At 55.6% G+C, this 17,511-nt stretch carries 16 protein-coding genes; 11 read left to right on the top strand and 5 right to left on the bottom strand.

The window, feature by feature from the left end; all coding sequences use genetic code 11:
- The first annotated feature begins 2 nt into the window (after positions 1–2).
- The 6 genes from lptB to npr all read left to right on the top strand — a co-directional run bounded on the left by lptB (position 3) and on the right by npr (position 4,262).
- Complete coding sequence (gene lptB, locus KW829_RS11355; protein ID WP_010436061.1) at positions 3–728, top strand: LPS export ABC transporter ATP-binding protein; 726 nt, start codon at positions 3–5, stop codon at positions 726–728.
- Positions 729–775: 47 nt separating this feature from the next.
- A complete protein-coding gene (gene rpoN / locus KW829_RS11350) occupies positions 776–2,209 on the top strand; it encodes an RNA polymerase factor sigma-54 (protein WP_218308250.1) in 1,434 nt (477 codons plus the stop codon).
- A 22-nt stretch (positions 2,210–2,231) separates the two neighbouring features.
- Positions 2,232–2,519, top strand: coding sequence for a ribosome hibernation promoting factor (hpf, locus tag KW829_RS11345; RefSeq protein WP_010436063.1), 288 nt, complete (start codon positions 2,232–2,234; stop codon positions 2,517–2,519).
- 82 nt (positions 2,520–2,601) lie between these two features.
- A complete protein-coding gene (ptsN, locus tag KW829_RS11340; RefSeq protein WP_010436064.1) occupies positions 2,602–3,093 on the top strand; it encodes a PTS IIA-like nitrogen regulatory protein PtsN in 492 nt (163 codons plus the stop codon).
- Positions 3,094–3,138: 45 nt separating this feature from the next.
- A complete protein-coding gene (rapZ, locus tag KW829_RS11335; RefSeq protein WP_010436066.1) occupies positions 3,139–3,993 on the top strand; it encodes an RNase adapter RapZ in 855 nt (284 codons plus the stop codon).
- Positions 3,990–4,262, top strand: coding sequence for a PTS phosphocarrier protein NPr (npr, locus tag KW829_RS11330; RefSeq protein ID WP_010436067.1), 273 nt, complete (start codon positions 3,990–3,992; stop codon positions 4,260–4,262). The genes rapZ and npr overlap by 4 nt, the downstream gene beginning before the upstream one ends.
- Before the next feature lie 39 nt (positions 4,263–4,301).
- Here npr and mtgA read toward each other — a convergent pair whose 3' ends face one another.
- The 5 genes from mtgA to lptF form a co-directional block, all read right to left on the bottom strand.
- Positions 4,302–5,027, bottom strand: a complete 726-nt coding sequence (mtgA, locus tag KW829_RS11325) for a monofunctional biosynthetic peptidoglycan transglycosylase (protein ID WP_218308249.1) — start codon at positions 5,025–5,027, stop codon at positions 4,302–4,304.
- Positions 5,024–5,677, bottom strand: a complete 654-nt coding sequence (elbB, locus tag KW829_RS11320) for an isoprenoid biosynthesis glyoxalase ElbB (RefSeq protein ID WP_218308248.1) — start codon at positions 5,675–5,677, stop codon at positions 5,024–5,026. The genes mtgA and elbB overlap by 4 nt, the downstream gene beginning before the upstream one ends.
- A 231-nt stretch (positions 5,678–5,908) precedes the next feature.
- A complete protein-coding gene (gene arcB, locus KW829_RS11315) occupies positions 5,909–8,242 on the bottom strand; it encodes an aerobic respiration two-component sensor histidine kinase ArcB (RefSeq protein ID WP_218308247.1) in 2,334 nt (777 codons plus the stop codon).
- A 135-nt stretch (positions 8,243–8,377) separates the two neighbouring features.
- Positions 8,378–9,460 (bottom strand): LPS export ABC transporter permease LptG, encoded by a 1,083-nt coding sequence (gene lptG / locus KW829_RS11310; protein ID WP_010436079.1) that lies wholly within the window; start codon positions 9,458–9,460, stop codon positions 8,378–8,380.
- A complete protein-coding gene (gene lptF / locus KW829_RS11305) occupies positions 9,460–10,560 on the bottom strand; it encodes an LPS export ABC transporter permease LptF (RefSeq protein WP_089597752.1) in 1,101 nt (366 codons plus the stop codon). Before lptF ends, lptG begins: the two co-directional genes overlap by 1 nt.
- Positions 10,561–10,825: 265 nt before the next feature.
- Between lptF and pepA the strand changes: the two genes are divergently transcribed.
- From pepA to KW829_RS11280, 5 genes are all read left to right on the top strand, one after another.
- Positions 10,826–12,337, top strand: a complete 1,512-nt coding sequence (gene pepA, locus KW829_RS11300) for a leucyl aminopeptidase (protein WP_010436084.1) — start codon at positions 10,826–10,828, stop codon at positions 12,335–12,337.
- Between the two features lie 118 nt (positions 12,338–12,455).
- Positions 12,456–12,899 carry a DNA polymerase III subunit chi gene (gene holC / locus KW829_RS11295; protein WP_010436086.1) on the top strand — a complete coding sequence of 148 codons (444 nt, stop codon included), beginning with the start codon at positions 12,456–12,458 and terminating at the stop codon, positions 12,897–12,899.
- Positions 12,899–15,754: a valine--tRNA ligase gene (locus KW829_RS11290; RefSeq protein WP_100166526.1), complete on the top strand. Its 2,856-nt coding sequence runs from the start codon at positions 12,899–12,901 to the stop codon at positions 15,752–15,754. The genes holC and KW829_RS11290 overlap by 1 nt, the downstream gene beginning before the upstream one ends.
- 123 nt (positions 15,755–15,877) lie before the next feature.
- Positions 15,878–16,381, top strand: a complete 504-nt coding sequence (locus KW829_RS11285; protein WP_010436090.1) for a GNAT family N-acetyltransferase — start codon at positions 15,878–15,880, stop codon at positions 16,379–16,381.
- 83 nt (positions 16,382–16,464) lie between these two features.
- Positions 16,465–17,484 carry an NAD(P)-dependent alcohol dehydrogenase gene (locus KW829_RS11280; protein WP_029739607.1) on the top strand — a complete coding sequence of 340 codons (1,020 nt, stop codon included), beginning with the start codon at positions 16,465–16,467 and terminating at the stop codon, positions 17,482–17,484.
- Positions 17,485–17,511: the final 27 nt, after the last annotated feature.

Below are 17,511 nucleotides of genomic sequence, written 5' to 3'. Positions count from 1 at the left end.
TTATGGCAACATTAACTGCAAAAAACCTCGCGAAAGCGTATAAGGGCCGCCGTGTCGTCGAAGATGTCAGCCTGACCGTCAACTCCGGCGAAATTGTGGGTTTGCTTGGCCCTAACGGTGCAGGGAAAACCACCACCTTCTACATGGTGGTGGGCATTGTGCCGCGAGATGCTGGCAACATCATCATTGATGACGAAGACATTAGCCTGCTGCCGCTGCACGCACGCGCGCGCCGTGGTATCGGCTACCTGCCGCAGGAAGCCTCAATCTTTCGTCGTTTGAGCGTCTACGACAACCTGATGGCCGTGCTGCAGATCCGTGATGACCTGACCAGCGAGCAGCGCACCGACCGCGCCAACGAGCTGATGGAAGAGTTTCATATCGAACATCTTCGCGACAGTCTTGGTCAGGCGTTGTCCGGGGGTGAGCGTCGTCGTGTCGAGATTGCACGTGCTCTGGCCGCCAACCCGAAATTCATCCTGCTGGATGAACCCTTCGCGGGCGTTGACCCGATCTCCGTTATTGATATCAAACGCATTATCGAACACCTGCGCGACAGCGGGCTTGGCGTGCTGATCACCGACCACAACGTCCGTGAAACGCTGGCCGTCTGTGAACGCGCCTACATTGTGAGCCAGGGCCATCTGATTGCCCACGGTACACCGCAGCAAATCCTCGAAGATGAGCATGTTAAGCGCGTGTACCTTGGGGAAGACTTCAGACTCTGATAGGGTAGAGGTAACGTAACGCCGAACCGGAGAAAAATGCTCTGAACATGAAGCAAGGTTTGCAATTAAGGCTCAGCCAACAACTGGCGATGACGCCGCAGCTACAGCAGGCGATTCGTCTGTTGCAGCTGTCCACGTTAGAACTCCAGCAGGAGCTCCAGCAGGCGCTGGACAGTAATCCGTTGCTGGAGCAAACCGATCTTCATGACGAGGTAGAAACCCAGCAAACGCAGGACACTGAAACGCTCGACACCGCTGATGCGCTCGAACAAAAAGAGATGCCGGACGAGCTGCCGCTGGACGCTAGCTGGGATGAAATCTACACCGCCGGAACCCCTTCCGGCACGCGTGCAGACTACCAGGACGACGAGCTACCGGTTTATCAGGGTGAAACCACCCAGTCACTACAGGATTACCTGATGTGGCAAGTGGAGTTGACCCCCTTCTCTGATACCGACCGCGCCATTGCGACCTCGATTGTCGATGCCGTTGACGATACGGGTTATTTAACCGTAACCCTGGACGACATCCTGGAAAGTATCGGCGACGACGAGATCGAACTCGAAGAGATCGAAGCGGTTCTGAAGCGCATTCAGCGTTTCGACCCGGTCGGTGTGGCCGCGAAAGATCTCCGCGATTGCCTGCTGATCCAACTGTCGCAGTTCGCCAAAGAGACGCCGTGGATTGAAGAAGCCCGCTTAATCATCAGCGATCATCTGGATCTGCTGGCGAATCACGATTTCCGCGCCCTGATGCGCGTCACGCGCCTGAAGGAAGAGGTGCTGAAAGAAGCGGTGAATCTGATCCAGTCTCTCGATCCGCGTCCCGGCCAGTCGATCCAGACCAGCGAACCGGAATATGTCATTCCGGATGTGTTAGTCAGAAAACACAACGGTCGCTGGGTGGTCGAGCTGAACTCAGACAGCATTCCTCGCCTGCAAATCAACCAGCAGTACGCCTCCATGTGCACCAGCGCGCGCAATGACTCCGATAATCAATATATTCGTAGCAATTTGCAGGAAGCACGCTGGCTGATTAAAAGTCTGGAGAGTCGAAATGACACGCTGCTGCGCGTGAGCCGCTGTATTGTTGAACAACAGCAGGCTTTTTTTGAGCAGGGCGAAGAGTTTATGAAACCGATGGTACTGGCGGACATCGCCCAGGCCGTCGAGATGCATGAATCAACCATTTCTCGCGTGACCACGCAGAAGTATCTGCACAGTCCACGCGGTATTTTTGAGCTTAAGTATTTCTTCTCCAGTCATGTGAATACCGAAGGCGGCGGCGAAGCCTCGTCAACGGCCATTCGCGCACTGGTGAAGAAGTTGATCGCCGCGGAGAACCCCGCGAAGCCACTGAGTGACAGTAAGTTAACCACCATGCTGTCCGACCAGGGTATTATGGTGGCACGTCGTACTGTTGCGAAGTATCGAGAGTCTTTATCCATTCCGCCGTCTAACCAGCGTAAACAACTGGTTTGACACAACCGATAAGGAAGACACTATGCAGCTCAATATCACAGGACACAACGTCGAGATTACTGAGGCTTTACGCGAGTTTCTGAACACGAAGTTCGCGAAGCTCGAACAGTATTTCGAAAGGATCAATCAGGTCTATATTGTGTTGAAAGTGGAGAAAGTGACTCATATCTCGGATGCAACCCTGCACGTTAACGGGGGTGAACTCCATGCCAGTGCGGAAGGGCAAGACATGTACGCGGCTATCGACGGCTTGATTGATAAGCTTGCGCGACAGCTCAATAAACATAAAGATAAACTGAAACAACACTAATTGTCCGGGCAGTTAACGGGTGCAGGACGGCCTGTTGTGCGACACAACAGGCCATTTGTACAGTTAGCGCTTAGGTGAAATTATGATGAACAACGATTCGGCTCTTCAACTGAGCAATGTCCTTAACCAGGAATGTACCCGCAGTGGGGTTCACTGCCAGAGCAAAAAACGTGCGCTGGAGATCATCAGTGAACTGGCCGCAAAACAGCTGGGCCTGCCGCCACAGGTGGTGTTCGAAGCTATCCTGACCCGTGAAAAAATGGGCAGTACCGGCATCGGCAACGGCATCGCGATCCCGCATGGCAAACTCGAAGAAGACACCTTGCGTGCCGTCGGCGTGTTTGTGCAGCTTGAAACACCCATCGCCTTTGATGCCATTGATAACCAGCCCGTCGATCTCCTCTTCGCGCTGCTGGTGCCAGCAGACCAGACAAAGACCCATCTGCATACGTTGTCGCTGGTCGCTAAACGCCTGGCCGATAAAACCATTTGCCGTCGACTGCGTTCAGCGCAAAGTGATGAAGAGCTCTTCCAGATTATCACTGAAGCAGAAGGCAATCAGGATGATGCGTAACCGGGAGATGGCATTCACATCTGTTGTCCTGAGGAGAAACGGAACATGGTGCTGATGATCGTCAGCGGTCGCTCGGGGTCGGGGAAATCCGTCGCCCTGCGCGCGCTGGAAGATATGGGTTTTTACTGCGTAGATAACCTGCCGGTGGTGCTGTTGCCCGATCTGGCGCGGACGCTAGCGGACAGACAAATTTCTGCCGCCGTCAGCATCGATGTCCGTAACATGCCAGAATCACCAGAGGTCTTTGAACAGGCCATGAGCAATCTGCCAGAGTGCTTCTCGCCTCAGCTGTTGTTCCTTGATGCCGATCGTAACACCCTGATCCGTCGCTACAGCGATACCCGTCGTTTGCACCCGCTTTCCAGTAAAAACCTTTCGCTGGAAAGTGCCATCGACGAAGAGAGCGATCTGCTGGAACCGCTGCGCTCCCGGGCCGACCTGATTGTTGACACCTCCGAAATGTCCGTGCACGAACTGGCGGAAATGCTGCGAACCCGTCTGCTGGGTAAACGCGAGCGTGAATTGACGATGGTGTTTGAATCCTTCGGCTTTAAGCACGGTATCCCTATCGATGCGGATTATGTTTTCGACGTGCGCTTCCTGCCGAACCCGCACTGGGATCCCAAACTTCGTCCAATGACCGGTCTGGATAAGCCCGTGGCGGCCTTCCTCGACAGACACACAGAAGTTCACAATTTTATCTACCAGACGCGAAGCTACCTTGAGCTATGGTTACCTATGCTGGAGACAAACAATCGTAGCTATCTGACGGTAGCGATTGGCTGTACCGGCGGTAAACATCGTTCGGTTTATATCGCCGAACAGCTGGCCGACTACTTCCGCTCACGCGGAAAGAACGTTCAGTCCCGTCATCGCACGCTGGAAAAACGTAAAACATGACCGTAAAACAAACCGTTGAGATCACCAACAAGCTGGGCATGCATGCACGCCCGGCAATGAAATTGTTTGAACTGATGCAGGGTTTTGATGCAGACGTTTTGCTGCGCAATGACGAAGGCACTGAAGCTGAAGCGAATAGCGTCATTGCGCTGCTGATGCTGGACTCAGCGAAAGGTCGCCAGATTGAAGTCGAGGCCACCGGCCCCCAGGAAGAGGAAGCGCTGGCGGCGGTGATTGCGCTGTTCAACGCAGGGTTCGACGAAGATTAAGGTCTGCCAGTCAGGCGGGTGGCACTGCGCTTATCCGCCCTACATAAGATTATTTCGCTGCATAAACCCTTCCCCACCTAGCTGACGCATCTGGCGCATGATCCACGCCTGACGGCTTCGCACGTACCCTGACGGCGCACTCGCTTTAAAACGGATGGGATTCGGTAAAACAGCGGCCAATAGCGCCGCTTCTGACATACTCAGACGGCTGGCTGGCTTATTGAAATAACGCTGCGCGGCAGCTTCCACGCCGAATATGCCGTCGCCAAATTCAGCGACGTTGAGATAGACGGTCAGAATGCGCTTTTTGCTCCAGACCGTTTCCATCCCCAGGGTTAACCCCGCTTCCAGCCCTTTTCGCACCCAGCTTCGACCATCCCATAAAAACAGGTTTTTGGCCGTCTGCTGCGACAACGTCGACGCACCGCGCACGCGATTTTCATGACGCACGTTGTGGGCGAGCGCCTTCTCGATGGCCGCCATGTCAAAACCCCAGTGCTCCGGGAATTTCTGATCTTCTGCCGCAATCACGGCCAGCCCCATGAACGGTGAGATCTCATCCATGCTTACCCAGTCCGAATGGGCGACATAGCCGAAATCACCGGTCAACCACGCGCTGAGCTGACGCTCAACCATCACGGCGGAAAAGGGTACCGGCAGAATGCTGAATAAGGCGATCCCTCCGCCCCAGAAGACGGCCAGTACAAGCACAACGCGTAACAGGGTACGTTTTATCCACGTACCCGCAACAAATTTACGGCTCATTGCGAGAGAACCAGCACTCTGTCCACCAGCTTATCAATGCCCGTAGCAGCTTCAGCGATGGATTGCGCCAGCATATAGGCGGGCGTGGTGACGATCTTGTTGTCTTCATCGACCACAATATCATCCACCGGACAAGGAACATGCTCGCCGCCCATATTTTCGACGATCTCTGCGGTATCAATATCGGTCCCGATGGTCAGGCGCAGCGGGAAGTCAAAGATCCGGGGCAGCATGGCCGGGGCAATACAGATGAAACCCAGTGGCTTGCCTGCTGCATGCAGCGCCAGGGCAAGCCGTTTTAAATCGGGATCGACATGGCACTCTGCCCCTTCCGAAGCAAAAGTGCTGAGATTTTTAGCTGCGCCAAAGCCACCCGGCACGATCAACGCATCCAGCGTTGAGGCATCAGCCTGCGACAGGGGTTGGACAGCGCCCCGGGCGATACGCGCGGCTTCAATCAGGACGTTACGCGTTTCCGCCATCGGCTCGCCGGTAAGATGGTTGATTACATCCGCCTGGCTTTTATCCGGCGCGAAGCAGATCGCTTCAGCGCCCTGACGAGATAATGCCAGCAGCGTTAATACGGCTTCATGTATCTCTGAACCGTCGTAAACACCACAACCGCTCAGCACGACACCAATCTTTTTCATTATGACGTTCCTTCTTTGCAACCTGCTGAAGCACATTAAAAATTCTGATTAAACCGCTATGCTTCACACATTTCACTGATTCATGTAACAAACCATTTAAGATTTGCTATCTTATCTGCGTGCGGCCTCAATATTCAGGCGGCGTCCAAGCGAAAACAACACGAAAAATCAGGCGCAGCCACGATTTCCCTGGTGTTGGCGCAGTATTCGCGCACCCCGGTTAAGCCGGGGTCATTTTTTTCTGGCATCCACCCAGGCTTTCAGTACCGCCACATCGTTTTGCCACTCTTGTTTCATCTCTTCAACCCATTCACCAACATTATCTTCCCACGCAGGTAAATCAGGCGATTGAATCTGTTGACCCAACTGCTGAAGATGGCGTAGCCCCACCGAGCCGGCCGCACCTTTGATTTTGTGCCCCTCTTCAACGATACCTTTCCGATCGCGCGCCGTCAGGTTGGACTCAAGCACACTCAAGTAGCCCGGCATCATTTTTTCGAATACTGCCAGACCATCGGTAATCAGTTTTGGCCCCACCAGTTCGATATACTGCTCCAGCATTGCGGTATCGAGTAGGGTATGTGCTTTCGCGCTATCAACAGACGTCATGGTGCTCTCCTCTTCATCACGGGTATCCCAGAACTTCTTGATCATGGCGGTCAGGGCAGGCACCGCCAGCGGCTTGCTGAGCACATCATCCATACCGGCATCGAGGTACTCTTTTTTGTCTTTCAGTACGTTCGCCGTCAGCGCCACCAGCGGCGGCAGCTCATCGGCAGCATATTTGCGCGTAAGCTCACGGGAGATATCCAGCCCGGTCATGTCAGGAAGCTGAATATCCAGCAGGACCAGGTCATACTCGCCAGGCGTAAACATCTCCAGCGCCGCTTTACCTGTCATCGCCACATCCACGCTGTTACCGAGTTTTTCCAGTACGGAACGCGCCACAATCACGTTCAGTTCGATGTCCTCCACCAGCAGAACATGCAGAGCGGGCAGCGGCATATCGTCGTTCTCAAAGGTATCTTCCACCTCTTCAGCCACCGCAGGCGCATGCACCGTCAGGGTAAAGGTTGAACCTTTGCCCGGATGGCTGGCAACCGTGATATCACCGCCCATGCTTTTCGCCAGACGTTTCGACACCGCCAGACCAATACCGGTCCCGGTCGCCGGTTTACCGCCGTTACTGTCTTTTACCTGGTAGTACATGGCAAAGATCTTATCCTGCTCTTCCTGCGGAATGCCGATACCCGAGTCCTCAACCTCGAAGTGCAGCATATCCCCTTCGTCATAGCGAATACGCACCGCAACCCGCCCCTTCTGGGTAAACTTCACGGCGTTGCTGATCAAGTTCCACAGGATCTGGCGCAGGCGCGTGCCGTCCGTGACCACTTTATGCGGCAGCGGCAGGGTTGGCTCCATCACAAAGCTCAGCCCTTTTTGCTGGGCCTGCAGGCCGGAGAGGTTCTCCAGGTCTGCCAGGAAACCGGTGAAATCCACCGGCTGGTTATCAAGCTGCACCTTACGGCGCTCCATTTTATCCATGTCGATAATATCGTTAAAGATATTGCCCAGCGTGACCGCCGAGACATGGATCGTTTTGAGGTATTTTTCCTGCTCGCCGGTCAGGTCGGTGTCGAGAAGAATACGGCTCAGCCCAACGATGCCGTTCAGCGGCGTACGCAGCTCGTGGCTGATGGTTGAGATAAAGGTGGTCTTGTCGCGACTGGCGCGTTCCAGCGCATCCTGATAGCGCTTGCGCTCGGTGATATCGCGGCCAAAGCCCATCAGCCCGTGGCGTTTCCCCACGCGGTCGTAATACGGCACTTTGCGGATCTCAAAGCAGGCTTTACGCCCGTCGGGATAATCCAGCCACTGTTCATAGGTGAGCGACACGTTGTGGCGGAAGACTTTTTCATCCGTCTCCATCACTTTGGCAGCCGCTTCTTCGGAATAGACATCCTGCGGTTTGAGGTTAACCAGCTGTTTTTCACTTTTGCCGGTCAGCAGCTCCATTGCGCGGTTACAGCCGGAGAATTCTTTATCTTCGTTACGATAGAAAACCAAATCCGGCGAGGCATCCAGGAAGGAGCGCAGGAAAGAGGATTGTTGTTCGAGCTGGATCTGCGTCACTTCGCGCTCTTTCATCTCGATTTTCAGTTGCTCCAGCGTAGCCTGACGTTCAGCTTCAGCCTTCTCGCGGTCCGAAATCTCCTGATTCAACTGCGCAATATTATCCTTGAGCTGGACGTTAAGCTTGAGATCGCGCTCGCGCATCTCTTCCAGCTTATCCACCAGTTTTGATAAACGCTGACGGGACTCCTCCAGTTGCTCCACTACCACCGACAGGAAATAGACCGCCCACGGCGTGATCAACAGGCCGAAGAAAATAGAGCGGATCACGTCGATGCTTTCAACCTGACCATGAAGAACCATGGTCACGGCCATTTGCACGACAATCGCCAGAACGACCAGCGCCAGTGCCAGCAGTAAGGAGAAACGCACCAGCCCGAGCTTCATCATCAGGTCGACGTAATACTGGGCCAGCATTCGAATTTGCTTCATAGGGGATCCCTTCACGACGTTATCGCTCAATAATACTCAAATTCGCGGCGAGGCGTTGAAGGTTGTGAGAAAAAGTGCGGGGTGAAACAGGTGATTAGCCTCGCTTCCGGCAAACCGGAAGCGAGGAGAGAACAATCAGGAACGTTTTAGCAGCAGCCAGAGGCTGATCAGGAAGAAGCTGGCGCTTGGCAGCAGCGCGCCGATAATCGGCGGGATACCGTAAACCAGCGTCAACGGACCGAAGATCTGGTCGAGGACGTAGAACACAAAGCCGAAGCTGATCCCGGTCACGACGCGCACGCCCATCGGCACGCTACGCAATGGACCGAAGATAAACGACAGCGCCATTAGCATCATTACCGCGACAGACATCGGCTGGAAAATTTTGCTCCACATATTGAGCTGATAACGCCCGGCGTCTTGTCCACTCGACTTCAGATACTTCACGTAGTTATGCAGGCCGCTGATAGAGAGCGCATCAGGGTCCAGCGCAACCACGCCCAGCTTGTCCGGCGTCAGGTTGGTCTTCCAGGTACCGGAAACCGTCTGCGTCCCGGTGATCTGTTTCGGATCGTTCAGGTCAGACTCATCCACCTGAGAGAGACGCCACTGTTTGTGTTCAGCATCAAATTTTGCAGAGGAGGCGTGACGCACAGACTTCAAACGACGTTCATCGTTAAAGGTGTAAATACTCACACCGCCCAGTTCGTCATCACCTTTCACGCGCTCGATATAGACGAAGCTATTACCGTCTTTCGCCCACAGACCTTGCTGCGTTGAGAGCAGTGAGCCGCCGTACATGGCCTGAGCGCGGTAGTTACGCGCCATCTGTTCGCCCTGCGGCGCCACCCACTCGCCAATCGCCATGGTCAACAGCACCAGTGGGATCGCGGTTTTCATGACGGACAGCGCAACCTGCATACGGGTAAAGCCGGAAGCCTGCATCACCACCAGTTCGCTACGCTGCGCCAGCATCCCCAGCCCCAGCAGCGCGCCGAGCAAGGCCGCCATCGGGAAGAAGATTTGCACGTCTTTTGGCACGCTGAGCAGGGTATACATCCCCGCGCCCAGCGCATCATAGCTCCCCTGCCCGGCTTTTTTCAGCTGGTCGACAAACTTGATAATGCCGGAGAGCGACACCAGCATGAACAGGGTCATCATGATGGTGGTAAAAATCGTTTTACCGATATAGCGGTCAAGAACGCCAAATGCCTGCATTAGATGGCTCCTTTACGCGTAAACCGGGCACGGATTCGACGCATTGGCACCGTATCCCACAAGTTGAGGCCCACCGCCAGCAGCAGATACAGACCATTCACTACCCAGGTCCAGACAACCGGGTCAATTTTCCCTTTGCCACCGTTGGACTTAATTGACGTCTGGAGCAGGAAGAACACCAGATACAACAGCATGGCCGGAAGCATCGACAGCACGCGTCCCTGACGCGGGTTCACCACGCTCAGCGGAACAACCATCAATGCCATCATAAACACGGTGAATACCAGCGTGATGCGCCAGTGCAGTTCAGCACGCGCACGATCGGTATCGGTGTTGATCAGGGTACGCATATCCATCTGTTCGGTGTCAGTCGGATCGAGCGCGACGGCCTGATGACCAATAATGGCCTGGTAGTTCTGGAAATCGGTGATACGGAAATCGCGCAGCATCGCTGTGCCTTCAAAGCGCGTCCCTTTGTTCAGCGTCACAACCTGTGAACCATCTTTACGCTGCGCCAGTTGACCAGAATCGGCGACCACCACGGAAGGACGGGCGTTACCTTTAGTACGCAACTGAGCAAGAAACACATCGTTAAAGCGGCTGCCGTCAACGCTTTCGATAAAGAGAACAGAGTTACCGTCGGTGGCCTGCTGGAACTGACCCTGTGCCAGTGCGGCCAACCCCGGGTTAGCTTTTGCTTCCGCCAGCACTTCGTCCTGATGACGGGATGACGCCGGGCCTGCCCACATGACGTTTACGGCAGCAACGATCCCCGTGAACAACGCCAGCACCATAGCCGCTTTCACCAACACGGCTTTGCTTAAGCCGCAGGCGTGCATCACCGTGATTTCACTTTCGGTATACAGCTTACCGAGCGTCATCAGTAAACCGAGGAAAAGGCTTAACGGCAGAATGAGCTGTGCCATTTCAGGCACGCCTAATCCGAGCAGAGAAAGCACCAGATTTGTTGGGATTTCACCGTCAACCGCCGCGCCGAGGATCTTGACCAGCTTCTGACAGAAAAAGATCAGAAGAAGGATAAAGAGGATCGCCAGTTGGCTCTTCAGCGTCTCCCGCACCAGATATCTTATGATTATCACTTTAAATACGCCCGTTAAAACTCGTCTTTTGCAGGAATTTAGCTTGTTTCATGGCTTAAACGTCATTTATTCTCTTGAGTCGTCGAAATCATCGCTAAGATTAAAAAACCCGGCGGATTCGCGCTTCAGAACATTTAATGACGTGCCGAAACCGTAGTAACGTAAGATTAACACGAAGTCACCACAACCGCGGACATGAGTTACGAAAGGTTTCAATTCTATCCGTAGCTGCCGCCGTTGTCTTTAAGATTCAGGAGCGTAGTGCATGGAGTTCAGTGTAAAAAGCGGTAGCCCGGAGAAACAGCGGAGTGCCTGCATCGTTGTGGGTGTGTTTGAACCGCGCCGACTCTCCCCGATCGCCGAACAACTCGATAAAATCAGTGACGGCTACATCAGCGCCCTGCTGCGCCGTGGCGAACTGGAAGGTAAACCTGGGCAGACGCTGTTACTGCACCATGTTCCGAACGTCCTGTCCGAACGCATTCTGCTGATTGGCTGCGGCAAAGAGCGTGAGCTGGATGAGCGTCAGTATAAGCAGGTGATTCAGAAAACGATTAATACCCTGAATGATACCGGCTCAATGGAAGCCGTCTGCTTCCTGACGGAACTGCACGTCAAAGGCCGTAACACCTACTGGAAAGTGCGCCAGGCCGTCGAAACCGCAAAAGAGAGCCTGTACAGCTTCGACCAGCTCAAGACCAATAAAAGCGAGCCGCGCCGCCCGCTGCGTAAAATGGTCTTCAACGTGCCTACACGCCGTGAGCTGACCAGCGGCGAGCGCGCTATTCAGCACGGTCTGGCGATTGCCGCCGGTATTAAAGCCGCTAAAGATCTCGGCAACATGCCGCCAAACATCTGTAACGCCGCGTACCTGGCCTCTCAGGCGCGTCAGCTGGCGGATTCCTACAGCAAGAATGTCATCACTCGCGTCATCGGCGAACAGCAGATGAAAGAGCTGGGAATGCACTCTTATCTGGCGGTCGGCAACGGCTCGCAGAACGAATCCCTGATGTCGGTGATTGAGTACAAGGGCAACCCGTCCGAAGACGCGCGCCCGATCGTACTGGTCGGTAAAGGCCTGACTTTCGACTCCGGCGGTATCTCCATCAAGCCTGCCGAAGGCATGGACGAGATGAAGTACGACATGTGCGGTGCGGCGGCGGTTTACGGCGTCATGCGCATGGTCGCTGAGCTTCAGTTGCCGATTAACGTCATCGGCGTGCTGGCGGGCTGTGAAAACATGCCTGGCGGTCGCGCTTACCGTCCTGGAGACGTGCTGACCACCATGTCCGGCCAGACTGTTGAAGTGCTGAATACCGACGCCGAAGGCCGTCTGGTACTGTGCGATGTGCTGACCTACGTTGAGCGCTTCGAACCTGAAGCGGTAATCGACGTGGCAACGCTGACCGGCGCCTGCGTGATTGCGCTGGGCCACCACATCACCGGCCTGATGTCGAACCACAACCCGCTGGCACACGAGCTTATCGGCGCGTCCGAACAGGCCGGTGACCGCGCGTGGCGTCTGCCGCTGGGCGATGAGTTCCAGGAGCAGCTGGAGTCCAACTTTGCGGATATGGCGAACATCGGCGGTCGTCCTGGCGGTGCGATCACCGCGGGCTGCTTCCTGGCGCGCTTCACCCGCAAGTACAACTGGGCGCACCTGGACATCGCGGGCACCGCATGGCGCTCCGGTAAAGCCAAGGGCGCAACCGGTCGTCCGGTCGCGCTGCTGTCGCAGTTCCTGCTTAATCGTGCGGGTTTTAACGGCGACGAGTGATGAAAAACGCCGGGTGGCGGCTTCGCCTTACCCGGCCTGCAGCGTCACTCAACCGTAGGCCGGGTAAGCGTAGCGCCACCCGGCTTTGCATTTAAATCCACGACAAGAAGCCCCATATATGAAGAATGCAACGTTCTACCTTCTGGACAACGACACGCATCAGGATGGCCTCAGCGCCGTCGAACAGCTGGTGTGTGACATTGCCGCAGAACGTTGGCGCGCAGGTAAACGCGTGTTGATTGCCTGTGAAGATGAGCAGCAGGCGATTCGCCTTGATGAAGCGCTGTGGGCCCGCCCGCCGGAGAGTTTTGTGCCGCATAACCTGTCGGGCGAAGGTCCGCGCGGTGGAGCGCCGGTTGAAATTGCCTGGCCGCAGAAGCGCAACAGCAGCGCGCGCGATATTCTCATTAGCCTGCGGGTAGACTTTGCAGATTTTGCCACCGCTTTCACAGAAGTGGTAGACTTTGTCCCTTACGAAGAATCTTTGAAACAACTGGCGCGCGAACGCTATAAAGCGTACCGCCTGGCTGGTTTTAACCTGAATACGGCAACCTGGAAATAATGGAAAAGACATATAACCCACGCGATATCGAACAGCCGCTTTACGAGCACTGGGAACAGCAGGGCTATTTCAAGCCTAACGGCGACGAAAGCAAAGAGTCCTTCTGCATCATGATCCCGCCGCCGAACGTCACCGGCAGTTTGCATATGGGACATGCTTTCCAGCAGACCATCATGGACACCATGATCCGTTACCAGCGCATGCAGGGTAAAAACACCCTGTGGCAGGCGGGGACTGACCACGCGGGTATCGCAACCCAGATGGTGGTTGAGCGTAAAATTGCCGCTGAAGAAGGTAAAACCCGCCACGACTACGGTCGCGACGCGTTCATCGACAAAATCTGGCAGTGGAAGGCAGAATCCGGCGGTACCATTACCCGCCAGATGCGTCGTCTCGGCAACTCCGTGGACTGGGAGCGCGAGCGCTTCACCATGGACGAAGGCCTGTCCAACGCCGTGAAAGAAGTCTTCGTGCGCCTGTATAAAGAAGACCTGATTTACCGCGGCAAGCGCCTGGTAAACTGGGATCCGAAACTGCGCACCGCAATTTCTGACCTGGAAGTGGAAAACCGCGAGTCTAAAGGCTCCATGTGGCACATCCGCTATCCGCTGGCCGACGGCGCGAAAACCGCCGACGGCAAAGATTACCTGGTGGTCGCAACGACTCGTCCGGAAACTCTGCTGGGCGATACCGGCGTAGCCGTTAACCCGGAAGATCCACGTTATAAAGATCTGATCGGCAAATTCGTGGTGCTGCCGCTGGTAAACCGCCGTATTCCGATTGTGGGCGACGAACACGCCGACATGGAAAAAGGCACCGGCTGCGTAAAAATCACCCCGGCGCACGACTTCAACGACTACGAAGTCGGCCGTCGTCACGCCCTGCCGATGATCAACATTCTGACCTTCGACGGCGATATCCGCGAAAGCGCAGAAGTGTACGACACCAAAGGCGAAGAGTCTGACGTTTACTCCAGCGACATCCCGGCTGAGTTCCAGAAGCTGGAACGTTTTGCCGCGCGTAAAGCGATTGTGGCTGCCGTCGACGCGCTCGGCCTGCTGGAAGAGATAAAACCTCACGATCTGACCGTGCCGTACGGCGACCGTGGTGGCGTGGTTATCGAGCCAATGCTGACCGACCAGTGGTACGTGCGTGCCGACGTGCTGGCGAAACCGGCTGTGGAAGCGGTTGAGAACGGCAGCATCCAGTTTGTGCCGAAGCAGTATGAAAACATGTACTTCTCCTGGATGCGCGATATTCAGGACTGGTGTATCTCCCGTCAGCTGTGGTGGGGTCACCGCATCCCGGCATGGTACGACAACGACGGCAATGTCTACGTTGGCCGCACCGAAGACGAAGTGCGTCAGGAAAACAACCTGAGCGCGGATGTTGCCCTGCGTCAGGACGAAGACGTGCTGGACACCTGGTTCTCCTCCGCGCTGTGGACCTTCTCCACGCTCGGCTGGCCGGAAAACACCGACGCGCTGCGTCAGTTCCACCCAACCAGCGTGATGGTGTCCGGTTTCGACATCATCTTCTTCTGGATTGCCCGCATGATCATGATGACCATGCACTTCATCAAAGACGAAGACGGCAAGCCGCAGGTTCCGTTCCACACCGTCTACATGACCGGTCTGATCCGCGACGACGAAGGGCAGAAAATGTCCAAGTCCAAGGGCAACGTTATTGACCCGCTGGATATGGTTGACGGTATCTCTCTGGAAGACCTGCTGGAAAAACGTACCGGCAACATGATGCAGCCTCAGCTGGCTGAGAAAATCCGCAAGCGCACCGAGAAGCAGTTCCCGAACGGGATCGAGTCTCACGGTACCGACGCCCTGCGCTTCACCCTGGCGGCGCTGGCCTCTACCGGCCGTGACATCAATTGGGACATGAAGCGTCTGGAAGGTTACCGTAACTTCTGTAACAAGCTGTGGAACGCCAGCCGCTTCGTGCTGATGAACACCGAAGATCAGGATTGCGGCTTCAACGGCGGCGAAATGACCCTGTCGCTGGCGGACCGCTGGATCCTGGCGGAATTCAACCAGACGGTGAAAGCGTTCCGCGACGCGCTGGATAGCTACCGCTTCGATATCGCCGCAGGCATCCTGTACGAATTCACCTGGAACCAGTTCTGTGACTGGTATCTGGAGCTGGCGAAGCCGGTGATGAACGGCGGTTCTGAGGCGGAGCTGCGCGGCACGCGCAACACGCTAATTACCGTTCTGGAAGGTCTGCTGCGCCTGGCGCATCCGGTCATTCCATTCATCACCGAAACCATCTGGCAGCGCGTGAAGGTGATTGCAGGCATCAACGCTGACACCATCATGCTGCAGCCGTTCCCGGAATTCGATGCGGCGAAGGTTGATGAAGCGGCGTCTGCGGACACCGAGTGGCTGAAACAGGCGATCGTTGCGGTACGTAACATCCGTGCTGAAATGAACATTGCCCCGGGCAAACCACTGGAGCTGCTGCTGCGTGGCTGCAGCGAGGCTGCTGTGCGTCGCGTCAGCGAGAACAACACCTTCCTCAAGACCATGGCGCGTCTGGAAAGCATCACCGTGCTGCCTGCTGATGAAAAAGGTCCGGTTTCCGTGACCAAAATCATCGACGGTGCCGAGCTGCTGATCCCGATGGCGGGCCTGATCGACAAAGACGCCGAACTGGCGCGTCTGGCGAAAGAAGTGGCGAAAGTCGACGTGGAAATTGGCAAAATCGAAAGCAAACTGGCGAACGAAGGCTTTGTGGCCCGCGCGCCGGAAGCGGTCATCGCCAAAGAGCGTGAACGTCTGGTTGCTTTCGCCGATGCGAAGACCAAACTGATTGAGCAGCAGGCGGTTATTGCCGCTCTGTAATGCTTTTACCCCTTACGCTTCAGGGCGTAAGGGGTAACCTTCCTGAAAACTCCTCGCTTGCACTCCCCTTTCTGCGGTGCTATTAACAGCAGTTGTGTGTCAATTTTTGTCATGAGTAATGCTATGAGCGTGATTACCCCCGTCGCGACGACAATGCGTCGGATCACTGAGCAGGACAACCCGGCCATTGCCGCTGTTATCCGCACGGTTTCCGCCGAATATGGGCTGACAGCCGATAAAGGCTACACCGTGGCCGATCCTAATCTCGATGAGCTTTTCCATCTGTACAACCAGCCGGGTCACGCCTACTGGGTTATCGAGCAGAATGGCAAGGTCGTGGGCGGCGGCGGCGTGGCACCACTGAGCTGCAGCGAGCCGGATATTTGTGAGCTGCAGAAAATGTATTTTCTGCCGTCGGTTCGCGGACAGGGTCTGGCGAAAAAGCTGGCGCTGGTCGCCCTGGAGCACGCGCGCACCCAGGGTTTCAAACGCTGTTACCTCGAAACCACCGCCTTCCTCAAAGAGGCCATCGGCCTGTATGAGCATCTTGGCTTTGAGCATATCGATGCGCCGCTGGGCTGTACCGGCCACGTTGATTGCGAAGTCAGAATGCTGAAAAGTCTGTAACTTCCGTTCCTGCCCTCTTCTGTTAAGCGGCTGTAAACCGGATGCTCTACACTCACAGTTCACACCATAACAGGGGAAACACGATGTCGAAGATAAAAAGCTACGCCGCACCGCAGGCGGGTGCAGAACTTGAGCTGTACGAGTACGATGCGGGCGAACTAAAAGCAGAAGACGTCGAAGTACAGGTTGATTACTGCGGGATCTGCCACTCGGATCTCTCGATGATCGACAACGAATGGGGCTTCTCCAGCTACCCGCTGGTTGCCGGGCACGAAGTCATTGGCCGCGTCGTGGCGCTCGGTAGCGCCGCGCAGGACAAAGGACTGAAGGTAGGCCAGCGCGTGGGCATTGGCTGGACGGCACGCAGCTGTGGTCACTGCGACGCCTGTATCAGCGGCAACCAGATCAACTGCCTCGAAGGCGCCGTTCCCACCATCCTGAATAAAGGCGGTTTTGCCGATAAGCTGCGCGCCGACTGGCAATGGGTCATCCCGCTGCCGGACAGCATTGATATCGAATCCGCCGGTCCGCTGCTGTGTGGCGGTATCACCGTCTTCAAACCGCTGCTGATGCACCATATCACCGCCACCAGTCGTGTGGGCGTGATCGGTATTGGCGGCCTGGGCCATATCGCCATCAAGCTGCTGCACGCGATGGGCTGCGAAGTGACGGCATTCAGTTCTAACCCGGCGAAAGAGAAAGAAGTGCTGGCGATGGGTGCGGATAAAGTGGTGAACAGCCGCGATCCGGAAGCACTGAACGCGCTGGCGGGTCAGTTTGATCTGATCATCAACACCGTGAATGTCGATCTCGACTGGCAGCCGTACTTTGAAGCGCTGGCCTACGGTGGTAACTTCCACACCGTGGGTGCGGTAATGAAGCCGCTGCCGGTGCCGGCGTTTACCCTGATCGGCGGGGATCGCAGCGTGTCAGGCTCCGCGACCGGTACGCCGTTTGAGTTGCGCAAGCTGATGAAGTTTGCCGGACGCACCAAAGTGGCCCCGACCACCGAACTGTATCCGATGTCGAAAATCAACGAAGCGATCCAGCACGTGCGTGACGGCAAAGCCCGCTACCGCGTAGTGTTGAAAGCGGATTTTTGATGTGACATTGCCGGGAAATGTGAGGCC

The organism is Enterobacter sp. ENT02 (genome assembly GCF_019219165.1).
GTDB lineage: Bacteria > Pseudomonadota > Gammaproteobacteria > Enterobacterales > Enterobacteriaceae > Enterobacter > Enterobacter mori.
Note: the sequence above shows the minus strand (reverse complement) of the source record. Positions and strands in the feature narration are given on the sequence as shown.